The sequence below is a fragment of the Tsukamurella sp. DT100 genome (genome assembly GCF_049844855.1).
In the GTDB taxonomy this organism is placed as follows: domain Bacteria; phylum Actinomycetota; class Actinomycetes; order Mycobacteriales; family Mycobacteriaceae; genus Tsukamurella.
Genome location: NZ_JBNCLV010000002.1, coordinates 259152 through 277345, shown reverse-complemented (window position 1 = coordinate 277345; position 18194 = coordinate 259152). Strand labels below are relative to the sequence as shown.

Below are 18194 nucleotides of genomic sequence, written 5' to 3'. Positions count from 1 at the left end.
CTCTACTTCAGGAACGACAGGTCGAGTTCGCGCATCGCGGCGAACAGGCGGGTGCACCAGAGAGCGAGCAGGACGACAGCGAAGATCGCCAGCTTCTCGCCGGCCTCGATGCGGCCGAGGAGTCGCGCCGAGAGCGGGCGGCCGTGGCCGCCGCGGTCGGTGGAGACGCGGTCCGCGAGCAGCACGCCGCCCGCGCCGAAGCCCGCCAGCACGGCGGCGCTGAGCACGATCACGACGAGCCGGCCGAGGTCCGAGTCGAGCGCCCCGACGAGGACGATCGCGAGGCCCGCCGCGATGACGAAGCCCGCCACGAAGAAGACCGTGGCGTGCACCCGGTCGTCGAGGGTGCGGCCACGCAGCACGCAGATCACGGAGGTCAGGGCGGCGATCGCCACCTCGCCCCAGAAGTAGTGGCTGTGCGGGACGATCACGGTGAGCGCGGAGACCACGAGGATCCCGGCGATCGCGACGTAGAAGCCGGTGAGCAGCTTGGCCGCGGTACGGGCCTTGCGCTCGAGGCCGGTGTTCTCCTCGGCGCGCGCCAGCTCGGTGGTCATCTCGTCGTCGAAGGTGTCGACGTGGTACGCCGCGTCGAGCTCGGTGCGGTCGATGTCCTCGCCGGGCGGCGGGAGCGGGTCCGGCCGGACGCGGGCGAGCATGAGGGCCCAGCCCTGCGCCCAGTTCGCCAGCAACAGGCCGCCGATCACGCCGATCGCGGGGATCGCGGGCCGGCCGAGCGGGGTGTACGCGAACAGCGCGCTCGCGACGACGACCGCGGCCGCGGTGAGCCCCAGCGCGGCGAGCACCGTCGCGCCCAGGCCGCTCGCGCGGCCGAGCACGACCACGCCGATGAGGGCGAAGATCGATCCCGTGAGGACGTTCGCGGCGGTGAACGCACCGTCGACCCCGCCGTCCGGGGGGATGAGCACGAACCCGGCCGAGAAGAGCACCGGGAAGGCCGCGAGCTGCAGCGCGTACGCCACCTGCGGGGCGCCGTACTGCCGGTCCGCGGAGAGCGCGGCGAGCACCACGGCGATCGAGGCCAGGGCCGCCACCGGGAACCACCACAGCACGCTGGAGTGCGCGAACCAGGCGATGAGCACGAGCGCGGCGAAGACCGTCGCGCCGAGCACCAGCGCGAGCAGTCCCAGCGCCCGCGCCGTCGCCGATTCGAACCGGCGGAAGCGCTGGCGGCAGAACTCCTGGATCGCGTCGGCGGTGCTCTCGATGAGCGGCCGGAAGGTCTGGGTCGAAAAGGTCTCGGCCAGGATCAGGCGGTCACCGTCGAGCACCCCCGCGTCGGCGAGCGACTTGTCGCGGGCCAGCGGCGTGCCGCCCTCCCGGGCGAAGGTCCAGGCTCCGGTGGTCGAGAAGTCGTGGTCCGGGAAGATCTGCTCCAGCCCTGGGACCACGGAGTCCATCACGACGGACAGCCGCCGGCGGGCCAGCAGGCTCCGCTCGACGGAGTTCTCGCCGACCTCGACCAGGACGCGCACCTGTTCGGGGACGGCGGATCGCCCGGGGCCCGCGTTGTCGGTTCCGGCGGGCTCCGGGGTGATCGGGAAGACCATCTTGCGTCAGCGTCCCTCTGTCGTGCGCACCTGCAGCTCGGCGAGCTTCTGGGCGGCCGGCGGCTCGTAACCGGAGTTGAAGCCGTCCGCCAGGTCCGCCGCCAGCTCCTCGAACGCACGCACGGTGCGTCGGCGGAGCAGATCGATGTCGATCGGCTGGTCCGAGTCGAGGTGCGGGTCGTACGGGATCTCGTGCACGCGCAGCTTCTGCCCGGCGCGGAAGAGCTCGTCGAACTGCTCCACGGAGACGCTGCCCCGGCGCTTGGTGTGGTTGATGACCACGATCGTGTTCGCCAGCAGGCCGTGCCAGCCGTGATGCCGCAGCCAGTCGATGGTCGCGGCCACCTTGCGCACGCCGCGGGTGGTGGCCGAGGCGGGCAGGATCAGCGCGGAGGAGATCTCCAGCACGCCGGTGCCCGTCTGGGTCTGCAGGCCTCGGCCGGCGTCGACCAGCGCGAGGCTGTAGTGCGGGCGGAAGATCGAGTACAGGTCCAGCACGTCGTCGTAGTCGGTGACGTCGCGGCCGTTGAAGCGCCACGGCGTGGGCAGCACGTGCAGGTTGGTGGGCGTCACCGCGAGGTGCTTGTCCACCTGGTTGCGGTCCGAGAGGTCGCTCTGCTGGATCAGCGTGCGCGCGGTCGAGCCGCCCTGGTGCCACGCGGTCACCTGGTCGAGATCGCCACCGTCGGGGTCGAGGTCGAGCGCGACCACGTTGTCGGCGCGGGTGCGCTCGAGGATCTGGCCGAGCACGCCCACGAGCAGGGTGCCGCCGGCGTTGTCGGCGAACACGCTGGTCACGTGGAACTTGTTCTTCGGGACGCGGATGCGGTGCACCAGCTCCGCGTGCTCCTGATCGTTCGCGCTGGGGCCCACGTCGAGGCCCATCTTGCGCAGCCAGGCGCGCCAGCCCGAGACCCGCACCGCGGCGTCCGAGAACCGGATCTGCTGGTTGAAGGACGACGAGGCGGTCGACATCGGCGCCGACAGCGACTCGCCCATCGGGCGCATCGGGGCCTGCTGGTGCTGCGGCACCATCGGCGCGGGCGCACCCTGCACGGGTGCGGGCGCCTGGCCGAAGGGCTGGGGGGAGGCGGGGCGGTGGATCTGGCCGGAGGCTTGCGCCGACTGGAACTGGCCGGTCGGCGGGACTCCCTGGAACGGGGCCTGCTGGGCCTGGCCGGCTTGCGCGGCGGCGGGGACGAAGCCGTTCTGGCCGCCCTGCCACTGCTGCTGCGTCTGCTGCGGCTGCGGCACGGGCGCCGGAGCGGGCACGGGCTTGGCCGCCTGCGGGGTCGACGGTGCGGCGGGCTCGGCCTTCGGGGCGTCCGTCTTCGGCGCGTCGCCCTTGGCGGCATCCGCCTTCGGGCCGTCGACCTTGGGTGTGTCGGCCTTGGGCGTGCCGTTGGTCGGGGCGTCCGTCTTCGGCGCCTCGCCCTTCGGTGCGTCCGCCTTCGACGCGTCGACCTTCGGCAGGCCGGACTTGGGGCCGTCCGCCTTCGCGGTGTCGGCCGCGTCGTCGACGATGGCGGGCTGCTCAGCGGTGGGGCGCTCGTCCGCGGCGACGACCACGGGCGGGGTGACGGGGGCCGTCGGCACCGCGGCGGATGCGTCGAGGTCGTCGACCCCGGGGAGCTCCGGCTCCTCCCATTCGCCGCTCACGGGCTCGGACAGCGGGCCACCCGTGGGGACGGACGGTCGGACCACCGGGACGGCAGAGTCGGTCGAGGGCAGGATCGCCGCCGCGGGGTCACTCTCGTGACTGTTTTGCGGTACGAAAGGCACCCGAACGTTAGTAGCTGCGTCGCTCATGGACTGCACCTCTCTTGCTGGAAGAATCTTTTGCAGACTAATACACACCCAGGTCAGACGACCAGTGGGGGTGAGCTATCAGTTTGTTGTATCGAACCATCCGCGGCAACCGCCTCGCTCGACGAGCGCGGTGATCCCCTCGGAGAATCGCCGCCGGGTACCGGGACTGAGGGTCACGTCCACCACGCCCCGCGAGCCGCGGTCAGTGGTCGACAGCACGCGGCCGGCGGCGGTGTCCATGACGCCGACCGCCCACGCGGCCTGCATCCGAACACTGCCGGAATCCGAACGGTGATAGACGATTTCGGCGCGCCGACCGGTGTACCGCGCGGCGTCGAGCAGAACGTCGACGGTCTGCTGGGACAGATCGTGCTCGCGCAGCCGGCTGCGCACCTCCCGCTCACCGCGGGCCCCGCTGACCTGCGGATCGAAGCTCGCGACGATCTCCGCCAGCTCGCCGGCCTCCAGGGTGAGGGACTCGAAATCCGCGGGATCGCGGGCGCCGAGGACCCGCCAGAGGGGTTCGACCACGGTCGATTCGAAATCCTCGCGATCGGTGCGGAAGCCCTGGACCGTGAACTGGTCGTCGTTGCGGAAGGCGACGGCGACCAGGTCGTCGCGGCGCACGATCGCCCCGCGGAGCACGGCGTCACCGTCGAAGACGCGGATCGCGACCTCCGCGGCCGGATCCTGGAGTGCGCGCAGCCACTGTTTGACCTGCGGATCGACCGATCCGTTCGCGTCGACCAGCCCGGCGTCGACCAGCCCGGGCAGGACCGCCAGGTCCACCACCAGCTGATCGTCGGGCCGGTACACGTTGGGGTGCACGGCCAGCACCACGGGCGCCAGCTCGCTGACGTCCGAGAGCCGCATCAGCAGCAGCAGCTCGTCGACGTCCGCGGCGAAGGCGGACAGCTTCGCCACCGATTCCTCGCGCAGCACCGCCATGCGCCCCTCCTCTTCCGACGCGGCCCGGCCCCCGCGCGTGCGGTGGCCGGGCCTCGTCCTCGTCGTTGTCAGACTCCGTAGAGACCCGCGGCCTGCGCCTGGCCGGCCTGGTGGATCGTGGCGGCCGTCTGCAGGTTCACGCCGGTCTTGCGGATCGCCATGGACAGGTTCTCGTTGGCCTTGAGACAGATCTCGTGGACGTGCTGGTAGCTCTCCTGATCGACGCCCACCCAGTTGCCGGCGTTGAGGTTCGCGGTGTTGTTGGCCGTCAGCTCGGCGATGTTCGCGTCCGCGACGGCGGAGGCCTTGCCCAGGCTCGCCGACGTGATGTCGTAGCTCGCGTAGTCGACCTTGATCAGCGGGGAAGTCATGTTCGTGACCCTTCGTAGATGGCGGCGGTCTAGACGACGTAGCCGGTGAACAGGCCGCCGGCGTCGCCGTCGGTGCTGGTGATGAGTCCGCCGTTGCGGCCCAGTGCCTCGGCGACGGCCTCGAGCTTCTGCTGCTCGGCGTTGCACACGGCGATGAGCTCCTCCATGTGGGCGCTCGCCTTGTTCGTCGTGTCACCGGCGTTCGCGGCGCGGTAGGCCTCGGCCGTGGTGCGGACGAACTTGATGTTGGCGAGGGTCGTCGCGGCCACGTCGTGGGTCTTCGCGGTACCGGCGGCGTGCGCACCGGTGTTGAGTTCGTAGATCTGCGGGGGCATGAGTGTTCCTCCAGTTCAGTGGTGGTCGTGGTGGGCCGAGCGGGTGGTGGGGATCAGCGCCCCTCCCCACTCGACGGGACGTCGACGGGAACGGACTCGTACTCGGGCACCGAGTCCTGGTAGATGGGCATCGCTGCGGTGTCGGGCACGACGATGCGCTCGCGCTGCTTGCCCTTCGACCGCGCGACGGGCGCGCTGGTCCCGGTCGGGAGGATCGGCCGCAGCGGCTCGGCCGCGACGCGCGGAACCGGCGGGGGCGGGGGCGCCACCGCGAGGCCGTCGGTCGACCAGTTCGCGGGCGCGACCACCTGCGGCAGCGCAGCCGTGCCGGGCTCGACCCGGAGCGCCGAAGCCGACCGCACCGCCTGCTCGCCGCGCGACATCCGCTCCAGGTTGGGCGAACCGGGGCGCGCGCCGAAGTAGCCGACGGAGCCGGTCCGGTTCTCGGGGTCGACGCCGGAGAGCAGTGCGCTCATCGGCTGGTAGACCACGCCGCCGCCGGTGGCGACGGTTCCCGCGCTGACGCCGGTCTGCAGCGCTTGCCCGCCGCCGGACAGGGCGACGCCGACCGCGCCACCGGCGACACCGGCCGCCGCGCCGCCCGCCCCGCCGAGCTGCTGCACCAGGCTCGCGCCGAGCTGCTGCCCGGTGGTGGGGCGGATGAGGCTGTTCTCGCGCGACTGGGATCCGGCGGTCGCCGCGTTCGAGGCGGCCTGCTCGAACCGCTGGGCGTTGACGAGCAGGGTCTGGCCGAGCTTCGTGGTGGAGAGCACGCCGCCGGCGGTGCGCATCCACAGCATGCTGGCGACGGCCTGCGCACCCTGCGCGGCGAGGGTCATCTTGGTGACCACGGCGTCGCCGACCGAGGCGGCGCCCGCGGCGGCCGCGGGGATCGGCACGCCGATGGAGGTGGCCATGGGCTTCGGCGGGACGAAGGGCTCGAAGGTCATGTTGGCCGTGGAGTTCGCGAGGTAGGTCAACATCATTCCGGCGTTCTGCGCCCACATCGCCGCGTACTGCGCCTCGTTGGCCGCGATCGCGCCGGTGTTCACCCCGAGGAAGTTGGTGGCATTGAGCACCGCGTTGGTGATGTGGTTCAGCGCGATCTCGGGCAACTGGGCCATGCCCGCCAGGGCCGCCGAGTAGTCGGCCGCCTGCTTCGTGTGCCGGGTCGAGGCGAGGAGCGCCTGCGTGCGCAGCGCCTCGTTGTGGGCGAGGTAGATCGCGACGTTGCGCGTCATCAGCGCCGTCTCCGGCGCCTGCCACGACGCCGCGAGCCGCGGGAGCAGCGACTGCAGGAAGAACGACCGTGCGCTGACGGAGGCCGCGACCGAGGCCCAGGCCGCGGCCGCAGCGGTCGCCGGCGCGGGGCCCGCTCCCGACATGAGGCGCCCCACGTTGACCTCGGGGGGAAGCGCTGGGAAAGTCACGACGTCACGCTCGTCAGAACTGCACGGCGTTGTCGGCCATGATGTACGTGGAGGCGACCGCCGAGAGGCTCACCGCGTACTGCGCGACCTCGGCGTGATCGACGATGGACGTCGCCAGGAAGTTCGCCGCGTGCGCCGCAGAACTGGCCGAGACCAGCAGCGATACGTCATCGGCGCCTGCCGGCACGATCGCTCCGATGGCGCCGGCTGCGCCCCCGATCAAGCCCGAGGTGGTGGCGACATTCGCCATGACCTCGTTGGTTCCCGCCAAGAGTTGTATAGGCGCCACGTTAAGGCCCACCTGCTATCCCCTTTACTTGATTTTCAAGTTGCAACTAAAACAGAATTGTCAAATTTCGTCAATCCCTGGTTGTCCGAAATTCTCAGCCCCAAACCTCGTCGTCGGCCTCCGCTTCGTCCCTGCGCACGCCGTTCCAGGCCACCTGGACGATGTCCGACGGTGCCCCGCGTCCGGGATGGAATCGGCCGCGGCCGGGGATGCCGAAGCGCTGTCCGCGCTCACCTGCGATGTTCACGTTGAACTTGTCCGCGGACAGGGCCAGTGCCATGGAGCTGTGGGTGTCGAGGTACTGGATCAGCGGGTCCGAGCTGGCCTTGTAGAGGTACTCGGCGTCGTTGAGGATCACGATGACGTGGAAGCCGCGAATGACACCGTCGTTCATCAGCTTCGCGGTCTGGGTGATCGGGTTGGTGCGGTCCCCGCGCGCGACGACCGCGTCGTAGTCGTCGATGATGAGGAAGACCTCGGGGCCGGTCCACCAGTCGCGGCGCGCGAGCGCCGAGCTGTCGGCGGCGTCCGGCACCTTGCGGTAGGTCACCTTCTCGGGGTCCGTCTCGCCCTCGCCCATCCAGTCCACGAGCTTGTCCTGCCAGCGGCGCAGGAAGTCGTAGAGGTCCGAGCCGTGCAGCCCGAGGTTCTTCGGGTTGGGCGCGAAGGCGCCGCGGTGCACGCGCTTGGGGTCGAGCAGGGCGATGGCACCGTCGTCGATCGTCGGGTACCGGCGGCTGATCGCCTCGATGAGGGTGTGCACGAAGGCGGACCGTCCGGATCCGCTCTCGCCGACCACGTACATGTGCGCCTCGCGGCCGAAGTCCGCGACCGCGGGGCCCGCGTCGGTCTCGCGGACGCCGAAGGGCAGCCGGACGCGCTCGCGCGCGCTCGCCTCCGCGGGCAGCACCGAGAACAGGTCGCTCTGGAGCACCACCTCGGGCAGTGCCAGCAGCTTCGGCGCCTCCGCGCCGGAGGTGTTGGCCCGACGGATCCGGTCCACGACCTCCTCGATGCCGTCGCTGAGGGTCGCCGGCGAGGCGTCCCCGTCGGCGCGGGGCAGCGCGACGAGGGCCAGCAGCTCCCGGTCGGTGGTGATGACGTGGCCGGCCTTGTCGGGGACCGCCTTGTTCCGCTGCGAGTTCACCACGGACATGTCGTAGCTGGCGGTGGAGACGCGGCCCTCGATGATCGTGTGCATGTGGCTCGCGAGACCGCGGAGCACGGTGTTGCGGGCGGTGGTGATCACGAAGTGGATGCCGTAGTTCAGGGCGCCCGACGCGAGCGCCTCGAGCACGGCCACCTTGTCCTCGAAGACCCCGCCCTCGGTGACGGCGGCGTCGAAGCCGTCGATCACGATGAAGACGTCGCCGAAGGCGTCCTCGGTGATCACCTCGGCCCCGGGGTCGCTGCGCAGCCGCCGGTACTCCGCCATCGAGTTGACGCGGTACTTGCGGAACAGCTTGACGCGCTGGTCGATCAGGTCTGACATCTGGGAGACGATCCGGTTGATCGCGTCCTCCTCGGACCGCGTCGCGATCCGGGAAACGTGCGGCAGGTCCTCGAGACGCATCCAGCCGCCGCCCGTGTAGTCCACGACGAAGAACTGCACCTGCTCGGGCGAGTGGGTGAGCGCGAGGGAGGTCACCAGGGTCATCGCCGCGGTCGTCTTGCCCTTCTGCGGCGCGCCGTAGATGAGCACGTTGCCCTGGCCGCCCGAGAGGTCCAGCTCCCACACCGGCTGCTGGTGCTTGGCCGGGTCGTCGAAGACGCCGAAGGGCGTCTTCAGGGTCGCGGGGGTGGTCACCGCGGGCGCCACCCACTCCTCGGCCCCCAGCGACGGTGCCAGGATGTCCAGGGTGGTGGAGGTGAGCTCGGGGAGCCACGGCTTGTACGCGGGGCGCGCCGGAGCCTTGGTGAGCAGTTCCTTGACGACGGTGAAGACGGTCGGCGCGGCGAGCAGTTCCTCCTCGCTGCGGACGATCTCGTCGTCCTCGACGATCTCGGCCTCGAGGTCCGGGATGTCCACCCGGCGCGCGGTGAAGCCGCGGGAGGAGAGGTCGTCGGCGGTGGGCTGCACGATCTCCCGCACGACGGGCTCCGGCGCCGCCTCGGGCGCGAAGTAGGGCTTGCCCGTGAATCCGGCGTAGAACCGGATCAGGTCGTCCTCGTGGAGCGTCTTGATGAGGCCGTTGCCGGGCTTGCCGGGCAGGTTCTTGGCGTCCGGGACGCCGATCACCGCGCGCGAGTCGCCGGCGGTGCCGGTGCGAAGAGCGATGTGGTAGTGGATGTTCGACTCGAGGCCGCGCGAACGCGCCATCTCCGCGTTCTGCGAGGCGAGCAGCAGGTGCACGCCCACGGACCGGCCGACGCGGCCGATCTGGCTGAAGATGTTCACGAACTCGGGCTTGGCCTCGAGGAGCTCGGTGTACTCGTCGATGAGCACGAGCAGCGCCGGCATGGGCTCGAGGTCCGGGCAGTGTCCGGACTCGCGGGCCTTCTCGTACTCGGTCAGGCCGATGATGTTGAAGGAGGGGTAGCGGGCCGCGGCGCTGTCGAAGAGCTGCTGGCGCCGCTTGAGCTCGCCGGTGATGACCTCCATCATGCGGTCGACCATGCTCTCGGACTTCTCGAGGTTGGTGACCACCGCGGCGACGTGCGGGATGTCCTCCATGCCCTGATAGGTCGCGCCGCCCTTGAAGTCGACGAGCAGCAGGTTGAGCATCGACGGCGGATGGAAGAGGCAGGCGTCGAGGACCAGGCAGCGCAGGAACTCCGACTTGCCGGAGCCCGAGGTCCCGATCATCTCGCCGTGCGGGCCGGTGCCGCCCTGGCTGGCCTCGCGCATGTTGAGGAAGATGCGCGTGCCGTCCGGCCCGAAGCCGATCGGGAAGTTGAGGCGCCGCGGATCGTCGAACCGCTTGATCCGCTGCCAGAAGTCGACCACCTCGATCGCGCCGGGATCGTCGACCTGCACCAGGTTGGCCCAGTCCCGGCCGGTGTCCTGGCGTTCCTTCGACAGCAGCGAGGCCGTGGTCTCGAGCTCCCACCGGGCCAGCTTGCGCGCATTGGTGTGCGCGTCGATGACGTCGAGGTGGTCGGCGCGCGCGATCTCCTTGGGCGCCTCCAGCGGGAGGTCCGAGTCCCACCTGGTCACGATGCCCGCCGAGTCCACGTCGAGCAGCACCGCGTGCGGGAACGAGTCGATCACGCCGTCGGGCGGCGACATCAGGATCCACGTGACGTCGGCCAGCGAGGCGATCGCCTGGTCGGTCATCCGCGCGCGCTCGGCGGAATCCACGATCACGACGGTGTGCCGGCTGCGTCCGGTCGCCTCGGACTCGGTGGTGAAGGGCCGGGAGTAGTCGACGATGCGGTCGGCCTCGGCGGCCGGCTGCTCGTCGCCGCCGGCGAGCTCCTCGAGGAAGTCGGTCCAGTTGCCGTAGATCATCCGGCGCGATCCCAGCGCGTCGATCAGCGACGGATGCTGCACCTGCGGAAGCCATTTCAGGTACTCCCACCGTCCGCCGTCGGGGGTGTCGGCCACCACGGCGAAGCGCAGCCGGTCCGGACCGTGCGTGATGGCGAGGTGGTTCAGCATCGCGCGCACCATGCCCGCGGAGCGCTCCGGATCGCCGCCCACGCCCAGCACGGGCACGGTGCGCAGGGTGAAGGCCAGCGGCATGTCGGCGATGGTGGAGTGGGTGTGCAGGAACTTCACGGTCTCGGTCCACTGCACGGGGTCGAGGAACTCCCCGTCGGGCGCCTCGGGCGTGAGCAGCTTGGCCTTCGGCACGATGCGGCCGCGGCCGTAGCGGGCCGCGGTGAACCGGCTCTTGCGCTCGGCGTCGCCGCCGTTCACCTCCCACATCCGCTCGGTACCGATGAGCGACGCCACGACCGACGGATCGGGGTAGGCGTGGGCGAGGGCGTCGAAGTAGTTGCGGCCGCGGGAGAGCGCCTTCTCGCGCGAGGTCCCGATCGAGCGGCTGGCCTGCTTGCGGTCGTGCAGCAGCTGCGCCTTCGACTTGTTGCCGCTGCCGCCGGGGCCCCCGCCCATGTACGCGAACATGCCGAACAGCAGCATCATCGGCATGAGCAGCATGACCGGGTTGAAGCCGCGGTTCATGCGGATCATCATGAACAGCATGCCGAGCACGGCGACCACCATGATGACCGGCATCATCACGGTGCGCCACTTGCCGGGCGGGTCGACCTCGTCGATGGTGTCCGGGGTGCGGACCTCCACCTCCTTCTTGACGACCCGGGGCTCCTTCTTCGGGTGGAGCGGGGGCTCGAAGACCTGCCTACTCACTACTTCCCCTTCGGGTCGAACTTCGCGACGACGGGGTCCTGCGCGCCACCGTCGTGCTTGATGGACGCGCTCGCCTGCGAGAGCGTGGGGCCCTGCGCGAACAGGCTGATGATCGTCCACGGCGCGGGCACCGGGTTGCTCAGGCCCAGGGCCTTCGCGGACGAGCCCGGCTCGTTCGAGCCCTGGTCGTCGATGCCGTACCTGATGCCGGTGTCGGCGATCCAGAACTCGCCGCTGTGCTCGCGCGAGTCCTTCGCGGAGCCGGTGGCGTAGACGTACCGCCCGCTGTTCGCCGGGAGGTACACGTCGTCGGCGATGGTGCCGGCCGAACCGGTCGCGCCGATCAACGGGATCCGGGCCGCGCTCTGCTGAGCGGTCAACGGCAGGGTGCCGGCGACCAGGACCTTCTGCTCGGCGGTCGGCGCGTCCCCGTCGTGCGACCAGGTCATGCAGGTCACGGGGTCGCTCGTCGCGTCCTCGATCCGCATCTTGCCCGTCGGGAAGTGGTCGACGGCGATTCGCCCACCCACCTTGGGCCACTGGTTCGCCTTCGACGCCTCGGTCTCGACCACGCCGCTCTTGACGGGCGAGACGGTCTGCAGGACCGCCGCGGCGGTCTGGCTCACCTGCTGGATGCCGTCGGCCGCGACCACGTAGTAGGTCCAGCCGCCGTCGACGGTGGCGACGCGCAGCGTGGTGCCGACGAGCAGCTTCTCGGTGTTCGGGAAGCGCACGGGCTTACCGAGATCCGTGATCTGCGGGACGTCGATCGGTTCCCGGGCGGCGAGCGCGTTGAACAGGCCCGACGACATCGGGATGACCCGCTGGTCGATGCCGATGCCCAGGGCCTCGCGGATCGCGGAATTGCCCAGGTCCAACCGCGAGCGGGCCACGACCCCGTCGTCGGAGTAGACGAGCCAGGTCTGGTTGTCGAAGGCGACGACGCGGGCGCGGTCACCGGTCAGCTCGTCCGTGCCGTCGGCGGGCGTCACGGCGCCGCCGATGACCGTGACCTTCACCGCGGCGGTGGCAGTGGTCGGCAGCCCCGTCGACGGGTCGAGCGGAACGGCCGAGCCGGTGGCCGTGCTGTCGCACACGGCCCACTGCGACATCCGGCTGGTGGAGTTGCGGATCACTGTGGGGGCGTATGGGATACCCACCATCGGGCCGCGCGGCAGCTTCTCGATCTCCCCGGACTTCGCCAGCACCGGCTTGGCGGGCGAGCCGATGATGAGCTGGCCGGAGACCACGTTGGGGATCGGGCTCAGCGCGTCGCCGACCTTGACGTAAAGGGCGCCGGTCTGGCTGTCCTGGATGATGTCGCCGTCGCCGACCTTGCCCGCGGGGAAGATGACGGCGCCGATCACGCAGCCGAGGACGACGACCAGGCCGACGGCGAGCGCCATGTACAGGGGCGAGCCCTGGAACTTCTTGACGTCGTCGATCCAGCGCGTATCGCGGCGCACCAGCGCCTCCTCGTTGCGCCGCTGCAGGTAGGCCTCACCCGACTTCTGGTACTTCGAGGTCAGCCGGAACCCTCGGACCCGCTCCTGCAGGCCCGATTTCGGGTTCGACGGATCCGGAGTCATCTCAGCCATTCGATTCCTCGTGCCAACTCGTCTCCAGGAGATGCCATTGCGACCACGGGAAGTTCGGCGACACCCGCAGGGTCTCCTCGTAGGCCAGGCGCACGTCCTCGAACTCGAGGGTGCGCAGCAGCGTCCGCTTCTCCTCCGACGAGAGCGACGACCGGTCGATGGCGCTGACCCGGAAGTCGCGGAAGCCCCGCGCGGAGGAGATCACGGTGCGCATGAAGCGGGCGTTCGACATCAGGTCGATGCCGGAACACAGGCGGCCCTTGAGGTCGAGGGCGCTGACCTCGGCGAGCCGCTTGTTGTGCTCCTCCAGATATCCGCGCACCCCCACGCCGAGGTTCTCCCGGCTCTTGGCGGCGACGGACTCGGCGATCTCCACCAACTCCTCCGCCGTGAACGAGCTGAACGAGATCCGCGTCGGGAAGCGCAGCGGGAGGCCGGCGTTCACCTGCAGCAGGCGGTTCATGTCGTCGTCGTAGCCCGCGAGCACCACGACCACCTTGTCGCGCAGGGGCTTGTCGCCCTCGTTCTCGATCCGGGCCAGCAGCGCCTCGAGCGCCTCGCGGCCGAACCGGGAGGCCTGGTCCTCGCCGTCGCCGGCGACGAGGCCGTACGCCTCGTCGAGGAAGAACAGGCCGCCGCGGGACTCGTCGACGAGCTTGTTGGTGCGGATGCCCGCCTGGCCCACGTAGCCGGTCATCATGTCGCTGGGCTGGTGCTCGTAGACCTCGGGCTTGGCGATCACGCCCAGGCCGTAGTACAGCTTCGCGAGGATCCGCACGCCGGTCGTCTTACCGGTGCCGGGCGGGCCGGTGATGATCGCGGAGAGGCGCATCTCCTCCTCGCTGTACTCCTCACCGAGCTCCTCGCTGAGTTCCTGGCGCTCGCGGTCCATCTCCACCTTCGAGGCGAGGCGGCGGATCTGCGACTTCACGTCCGGGCTGCCGACGAGGGCGTCGAGCTCGCGCCACGCGTCGGCGAGCACAACGTCGCGCTGCCGGTCGAGGCTCTCCTGCTCGATCTCCTGCGCGGTGGTGCCCGACGTCGGGTCCCACGGGTCGGTGCGGGTGTTCATCGACTGCGCGGTGACCACCTCGAGCGAGCCGCCCGCGGCGGCGTGGTCGAGGTCCGGGCGCGAGGAGATCCAGGCGCGGGCGTCGCGCAGCAGCTTGGCCGCGCCGTCCTCGTCGCCCGTCGCCCGCAGCGCGTAGGCCTGGGTCACCAGGAGGCTGGCCTGCACCAGCTTGAAGTCCTCCGACGCGAGCGCGGTCTTGGTCGCGGAGAGCGCCTGGTGGGCGTCGCCGGTGCCGACGAGGGCGCGCGCGGTCAGCGCCGTGACGCCCAGCTGCCAGAAGCGGACGGCACCGTCGGATTCGGCGGACACCCAGAGAGGCTCGCGGCTGTCGGCCACCGTCGAGAGCACCTCGGGCCAGCGATGCGCCAGCCCGAGCAGGCAGATCCACAGGTACCGCAGGTAGTTCCGCTGCGCGGGCGAGTCCGCGCTCACCTCGCGCTGCAGCCTGGTCAGCTCGTCGGCGGCCTCGCTGAGCAGGCCGGCCTGCGCGAGGATCACGGCGGCGCCCGCGCGCGCATAGGTCACGTCGGTGACGGGCATGCCGAGCTCGACGACCCCCATCTGCACGGGGATCTTCAGTCCGAGAGCGCCTTCGGCGGGGTCGACGACCATGCCGTTGCGGCGGAGTTCGGCGCCGAAGTTGCGGGCCGAGTTGAGGAGGCCGCGGGCCGCGGCGGGGTCGCTGAGCTGCGATCGGTCGACGGCCATCAGGCCGATCCACGCATCGCACATCGTGGGATCGGCTTCGACGGCCAGGCGGAAGGCCTGGGCCGGTTCGCGGGTGTCGGTTCGGGCCGCGAGCGATCGCAGCCCGAGCGAGAAGTACCGCTGGGCAGTGGGATTCGAGGTCGTCATCGTGCTTGCTCGGTGTCCTGATCCTGGCTCGAGAGGAACCGTGCGTAGGTCCAGGCGTACACGGCCGACTCGATGTCGTGGTACGCCGCGGCGAGGGTGGCGACGAGGATCGCCCGCTCCAGCATCCGATCGCGCAGGCGGGCCGCGTCCGGTGCGGGCGCCGCGAGGTCCTCGGCGGAGGCGGGAGTGCGGTCCAGGGTGAGCGCATCGCCGAGCGCACGCTCGTCGGCGTGCAGCTGCTCGAGGACCGCGGGCGGCACGTCGTCGCGCTCGTCGAGGAAGCAGCGGGCGTCGATGCGCGCGGCCTCGATCCCGATCGCGTGCTCGGGCGCGATCGGCTGCGTCTCCAGGTCGCGGATCAGCGCCCGTGCCTGCCGCTCGGCCTGCTCGCGATCGAGCGACCTGATGTGCTGCAGGCGTGCGGGCGAGACCGTGGCCTCGAACCGGCTGCGGCCTCCGGGGAGGACCGCGCCGGGCCGGAGCACGCCGACGACGTTCTCCTCGCCCACGACGGAGGCGTACGCGCGGCTCGGGTGCGTGGTCGCGACCGCGGTGAGCGTGTACCCGTCCTGCTCGGCGTACTCGATGAGCTGGCGCACCGGGTCGTCGATCGACGCCCAGCGGTAGCCCGTGGGCACGTTCCAGAGCACGCGGACCCCGGCGGGGATCACGACTCCGGGCGGCAGCCAGCCGGCGTCCGACGTGGTGACGGCCATGATCGTCTCCGCGTCGTTGACCAGAAGGCCGGCTGCCCAGTGCAGTCCCGACTCGGGACCGTGCGGGCCGCCGCGCAGCGACCCGAGGATGGACGCCACCGCGTCGTGCACCTGCTGCACGACGGGCGACACCTTCTTCCGCAGCACCAGCGGCTCCGTGCGGCCGAGAATGGCCGGTCCGGTGGCGAGCACCGGCGCGGGCCTGGCGGGGGCCGCGGGCTCGTCCGCCTGCTCCGCGCCCTGCGGCGCGGCGGCCTCCGCGGGCTCCGCGGACGTCGGGGACTCGTCCGCGAGCGCGGCCGGCGCGTCCGCGACGGACCCGCCCTCCGATGCCACGGCGGGGATCTCCGCCGCCGCGACGACCGCGGCGGGCGCCATGTGGGCGGGTTCCACCTTGGCGGCGTTCGCGGCCTTGAGCAGGTCAGAGAACTTGACGGGGCCGGACTTCCGCACCGGCCGCGCCGCCGCAGCAGCGAGTGTCCTGACCGGCTCGGCGGGCTCCGCTGCGGGCTCCGCCGCGTCCGCGGCCTCCGCCGGTGCGGACTCGTCCTGCGCAGCCTCGGCCGATGCGGCGACGGGGTTCTCGCCGACCGCGTCGTCCGTCGCGACGGATTCCGCCTCCGGCGCGTCGTCGACGGCCTCGTCGACGGCCTCGTCGGTGTCCTCGTCGTCGGCCTCGTCGACGTCCTCGGGTACCTCGACTGCGAGGTCGTCGGCGGCGGGTTGCCGGCCGGCGGTCACGCCTGCCGCGGCGTCCGCGTCCGGCTCGTCGACGCCCGCGGGCTCCTGCGCCGCGGACTCGTCCGCGGTGGGGTCCGCGGCGGCGGGCTCCTCGGTCGCGTCCTCCGCGTCCACGGCGGTCGGGCTCTCGTCGGAGGAGGGCTCGCCGGCAGGGGTCTCGTCGACGGGCCCCTCGCCCGCAGGCGTCTCGTCGGAGAGGTCGTCGGTCTCGGCGTCGGCGATCACGTCCTCGTCCTGCTCGTCCGGGGCCAGGAGCTCGTCCGCCTCGGCGTCCAGCTCGTCGGCGAAGTCGACCTCGGCGTCGGCCGTCTCGTCGTCGCCCGCCAGGTCCCCGTCGTCGGCATCGCCGAGTTCGTCGACCGCGAGCTCGTCGAGTTCATCGACGGCGAGCTCGTCGAGCTCGTCCGCGACGAGCTCGACGGAATCATCTAGATCGTCCGTCGCTGCATCCTCGACGCCGTCGACATCGTCTGTCGCCGAGGGCACGTCGGCATCGCCGCGCTCGTCCGCCGCGTCCTCGGCCTCGCCGGTCGCGTCGTCACCGACGTCGGCGGGATCGAAGGCCTCCGCGGTCTCGACCTCCGCGGAGTCCTCCAGCTCGGCGACGGGCTCGTCATCGACGGGCTCGTGGCTGCTCGCCGTCACCGGAGCGACCTCGGACGCGGTGGGCACCGTCGGCAGGACGCCTGAGCCGCCCCACCCACTACCGGGTACGCGCCCGAAGGAGAGGAAGCCGTCGTCCATCGCATCCGCACGGGTGTCCTCACGATCGGGCACCGGGCCGTCGACCGCCCCGGACAGCGTCATCGGGGCGCCGAACTCGGCGCCCGGGGCCTCGCCCGATTCGCCGGCCACGATCTCGGCGGGCGTCGTGGGGAGGGGTAGGAACTGGGTCGGCGCGGCGACGGGAATCGGACCGCTACTGGGCCCCTGCACCGCGGCGGCCTCGCCCGCGCCGGGCGTCCGCCCGAGCGCGAGGAAACCGTTGACGAGGGGCTGCGGCACCACGGGGACCGCGGCGTCTTCGGCGGGCATGCTCATCGACGGTGCGCGCCCCAGGCCGAGGAAGCCGTTCGCGATCACCGGCGCATCGACGTCGGCGTGCTCCTCGGTCACCTCGGCGACCGGCTCCGCCACGGGGGTGGCGTCCTCGACGGGCTCGTCCGTGACGGCCTCGTCTGCGACGGCCTCGTCTGCGGCGGGCGCGGTCTCCCCGGCGTGGGGAACCGCGCTCGCGGGGGTGCGGCCGAAGGCCATGAAACCGAGGTCCATCGTGGTCTCATCGCCCGAGTCGGCGAACGCGTCCTGTGCCGCGGCGGCGGCCTCCTTCCAGCCCGGGACAGCACGGCCGGCGGACGCATTGGCGGAGTCGTGGCCGTTCGTTCCCGAAGGACCCTCGACGGCGTCACGGCCGTTGACCGCATCGTGGCCGTTCGCGACCTCGTGACCGTGGGCGGCGTCGTGGCCGTTCGCGACGGCATGACCGTTCTGGTCGGCTCGGGTGTTGCGGATCGAGTATCCGTTGCGCGCGTGCCCGTTCCGGGCCACCCGGCCGTTGCGCTCCGTGGCCTCGGCGCTGGCGCCGGGCACTCGACCGAAGGCCATGAACCCGCTGACCAACCCGGCCGCGGGCTTCTTCGCCGAACTCGCGGTCTCCGGCGTGACCATCTTCTCCGCCACCTCGGCGGCGCGAGCCCGGGCACTGGCGATCAGCTCGGCGATCCGGTCGGCGGGGTCGACGCCCGCCTGCGCGGACTGGAGCTGCGCGGCCTCGATCTCGGCCTCGACCTGGTACACGATCTCCGACTGCTCGAGGTTCACCTGTTGCAGGCTCCGGGCGAGCTCGCCGAGCGCGTGCGAGACGTGGACCAGCGACTCGCCCACGCGGACGATGCCGATGAAGCTCTGCGCCCATTTACCGGTCTCGGACTCGAGGAACTCGGAGACGTCGACCTCTTCCAGCTGCGCGGTGGCGGTGGTGCCCTCGCTGGCGACGCGGAAGGCGTAGGACGACGCCTGAGCGGCGGACAGCGCCCGCGACGCGAGGTCGTCGGGCGTCACCTCGTCCTCCCAGATTCCTTCCAGGAGGACGTCGGCGTGGGGGGTATCAGGGCGATCGATCACTTCGACACCTCACTTCATGC

The 18194-nt window shown here is 71.2% G+C and carries 11 protein-coding genes; all 11 read right to left on the bottom strand.

The annotated features are described in order from the left end of the window. Positions 1-2: 2 nt before the first annotated feature. The gene (eccD, locus tag ACLQ3K_RS04995) at positions 3-1571 is read right to left on the bottom strand and encodes a type VII secretion integral membrane protein EccD (protein WP_224651476.1); all 1569 of its coding nucleotides are present in this window, start codon (positions 1569-1571) and stop codon (positions 3-5) included. 6 nt (positions 1572-1577) lie between these two features. Then, complete coding sequence (locus ACLQ3K_RS04990) at positions 1578-3275, bottom strand: hypothetical protein (RefSeq protein WP_425997501.1); 1698 nt, start codon at positions 3273-3275, stop codon at positions 1578-1580. Positions 3276-3458: 183 nt separating this feature from the next. After that, a complete protein-coding gene (locus ACLQ3K_RS04985; protein ID WP_425997499.1) occupies positions 3459-4328 on the bottom strand; it encodes an ESX secretion-associated protein EspG in 870 nt (289 codons plus the stop codon). A 68-nt stretch (positions 4329-4396) separates the two neighbouring features. Next, positions 4397-4699: a hypothetical protein gene (locus ACLQ3K_RS04980; RefSeq protein ID WP_425997497.1), complete on the bottom strand. Its 303-nt coding sequence runs from the start codon at positions 4697-4699 to the stop codon at positions 4397-4399. Positions 4700-4728: 29 nt separating this feature from the next. Next, positions 4729-5034 (bottom strand): hypothetical protein, encoded by a 306-nt coding sequence (locus ACLQ3K_RS04975; RefSeq protein WP_415852079.1) that lies wholly within the window; start codon positions 5032-5034, stop codon positions 4729-4731. A 53-nt stretch (positions 5035-5087) separates the two neighbouring features. Next, positions 5088-6464 carry a PPE family protein gene (locus ACLQ3K_RS04970; protein ID WP_425997495.1) on the bottom strand — a complete coding sequence of 459 codons (1377 nt, stop codon included), beginning with the start codon at positions 6462-6464 and terminating at the stop codon, positions 5088-5090. Between the two features lie 13 nt (positions 6465-6477). Further along, positions 6478-6753 (bottom strand): PE domain-containing protein, encoded by a 276-nt coding sequence (locus ACLQ3K_RS04965; RefSeq protein WP_336670128.1) that lies wholly within the window; start codon positions 6751-6753, stop codon positions 6478-6480. A 94-nt stretch (positions 6754-6847) separates the two neighbouring features. Continuing rightward, positions 6848-11068, bottom strand: coding sequence for a type VII secretion protein EccCa (gene eccCa / locus ACLQ3K_RS04960; RefSeq protein ID WP_425997493.1), 4221 nt, complete (start codon positions 11066-11068; stop codon positions 6848-6850). Then, the gene (eccB, locus tag ACLQ3K_RS04955; RefSeq protein WP_425997491.1) at positions 11068-12666 is read right to left on the bottom strand and encodes a type VII secretion protein EccB; all 1599 of its coding nucleotides are present in this window, start codon (positions 12664-12666) and stop codon (positions 11068-11070) included. Before eccB ends, eccCa begins: the two co-directional genes overlap by 1 nt. Next, on the bottom strand, positions 12659-14593 hold the full coding sequence (locus ACLQ3K_RS04950; RefSeq protein ID WP_425997489.1) for an AAA family ATPase: 1935 nt from the start codon (positions 14591-14593) through the stop codon (positions 12659-12661). The genes eccB and ACLQ3K_RS04950 overlap by 8 nt, the downstream gene beginning before the upstream one ends. Continuing rightward, positions 14590-18174, bottom strand: a complete 3585-nt coding sequence (locus tag ACLQ3K_RS04945) for a hypothetical protein (protein WP_425997487.1) — start codon at positions 18172-18174, stop codon at positions 14590-14592. Before ACLQ3K_RS04945 ends, ACLQ3K_RS04950 begins: the two co-directional genes overlap by 4 nt. Positions 18175-18194 lie beyond the last annotated feature (20 nt).

Excerpts from the sequence above, each read along its gene's own strand:
- ACLQ3K_RS04975 (WP_415852079.1), bottom strand. The coding sequence starts at position 5,034 with ATGCCCCCGCAGATCTACGAACTCAACACCGGTGCGCACGCCGCCGGT.
- ACLQ3K_RS04980 (WP_425997497.1), bottom strand. The coding sequence starts at position 4,699 with ATGACTTCCCCGCTGATCAAGGTCGACTACGCGAGCTACGACATCACG.
- ACLQ3K_RS04985 (WP_425997499.1), bottom strand. The coding sequence starts at position 4,328 with ATGGCGGTGCTGCGCGAGGAATCGGTGGCGAAGCTGTCCGCCTTCGCC.
- ACLQ3K_RS04950 (WP_425997489.1), bottom strand. The coding sequence starts at position 14,593 with ATGACGACCTCGAATCCCACTGCCCAGCGGTACTTCTCGCTCGGGCTG.
- eccD (WP_224651476.1), bottom strand. The coding sequence starts at position 1,571 with ATGGTCTTCCCGATCACCCCGGAGCCCGCCGGAACCGACAACGCGGGC.
- eccB (WP_425997491.1), bottom strand. The coding sequence starts at position 12,666 with ATGGCTGAGATGACTCCGGATCCGTCGAACCCGAAATCGGGCCTGCAG.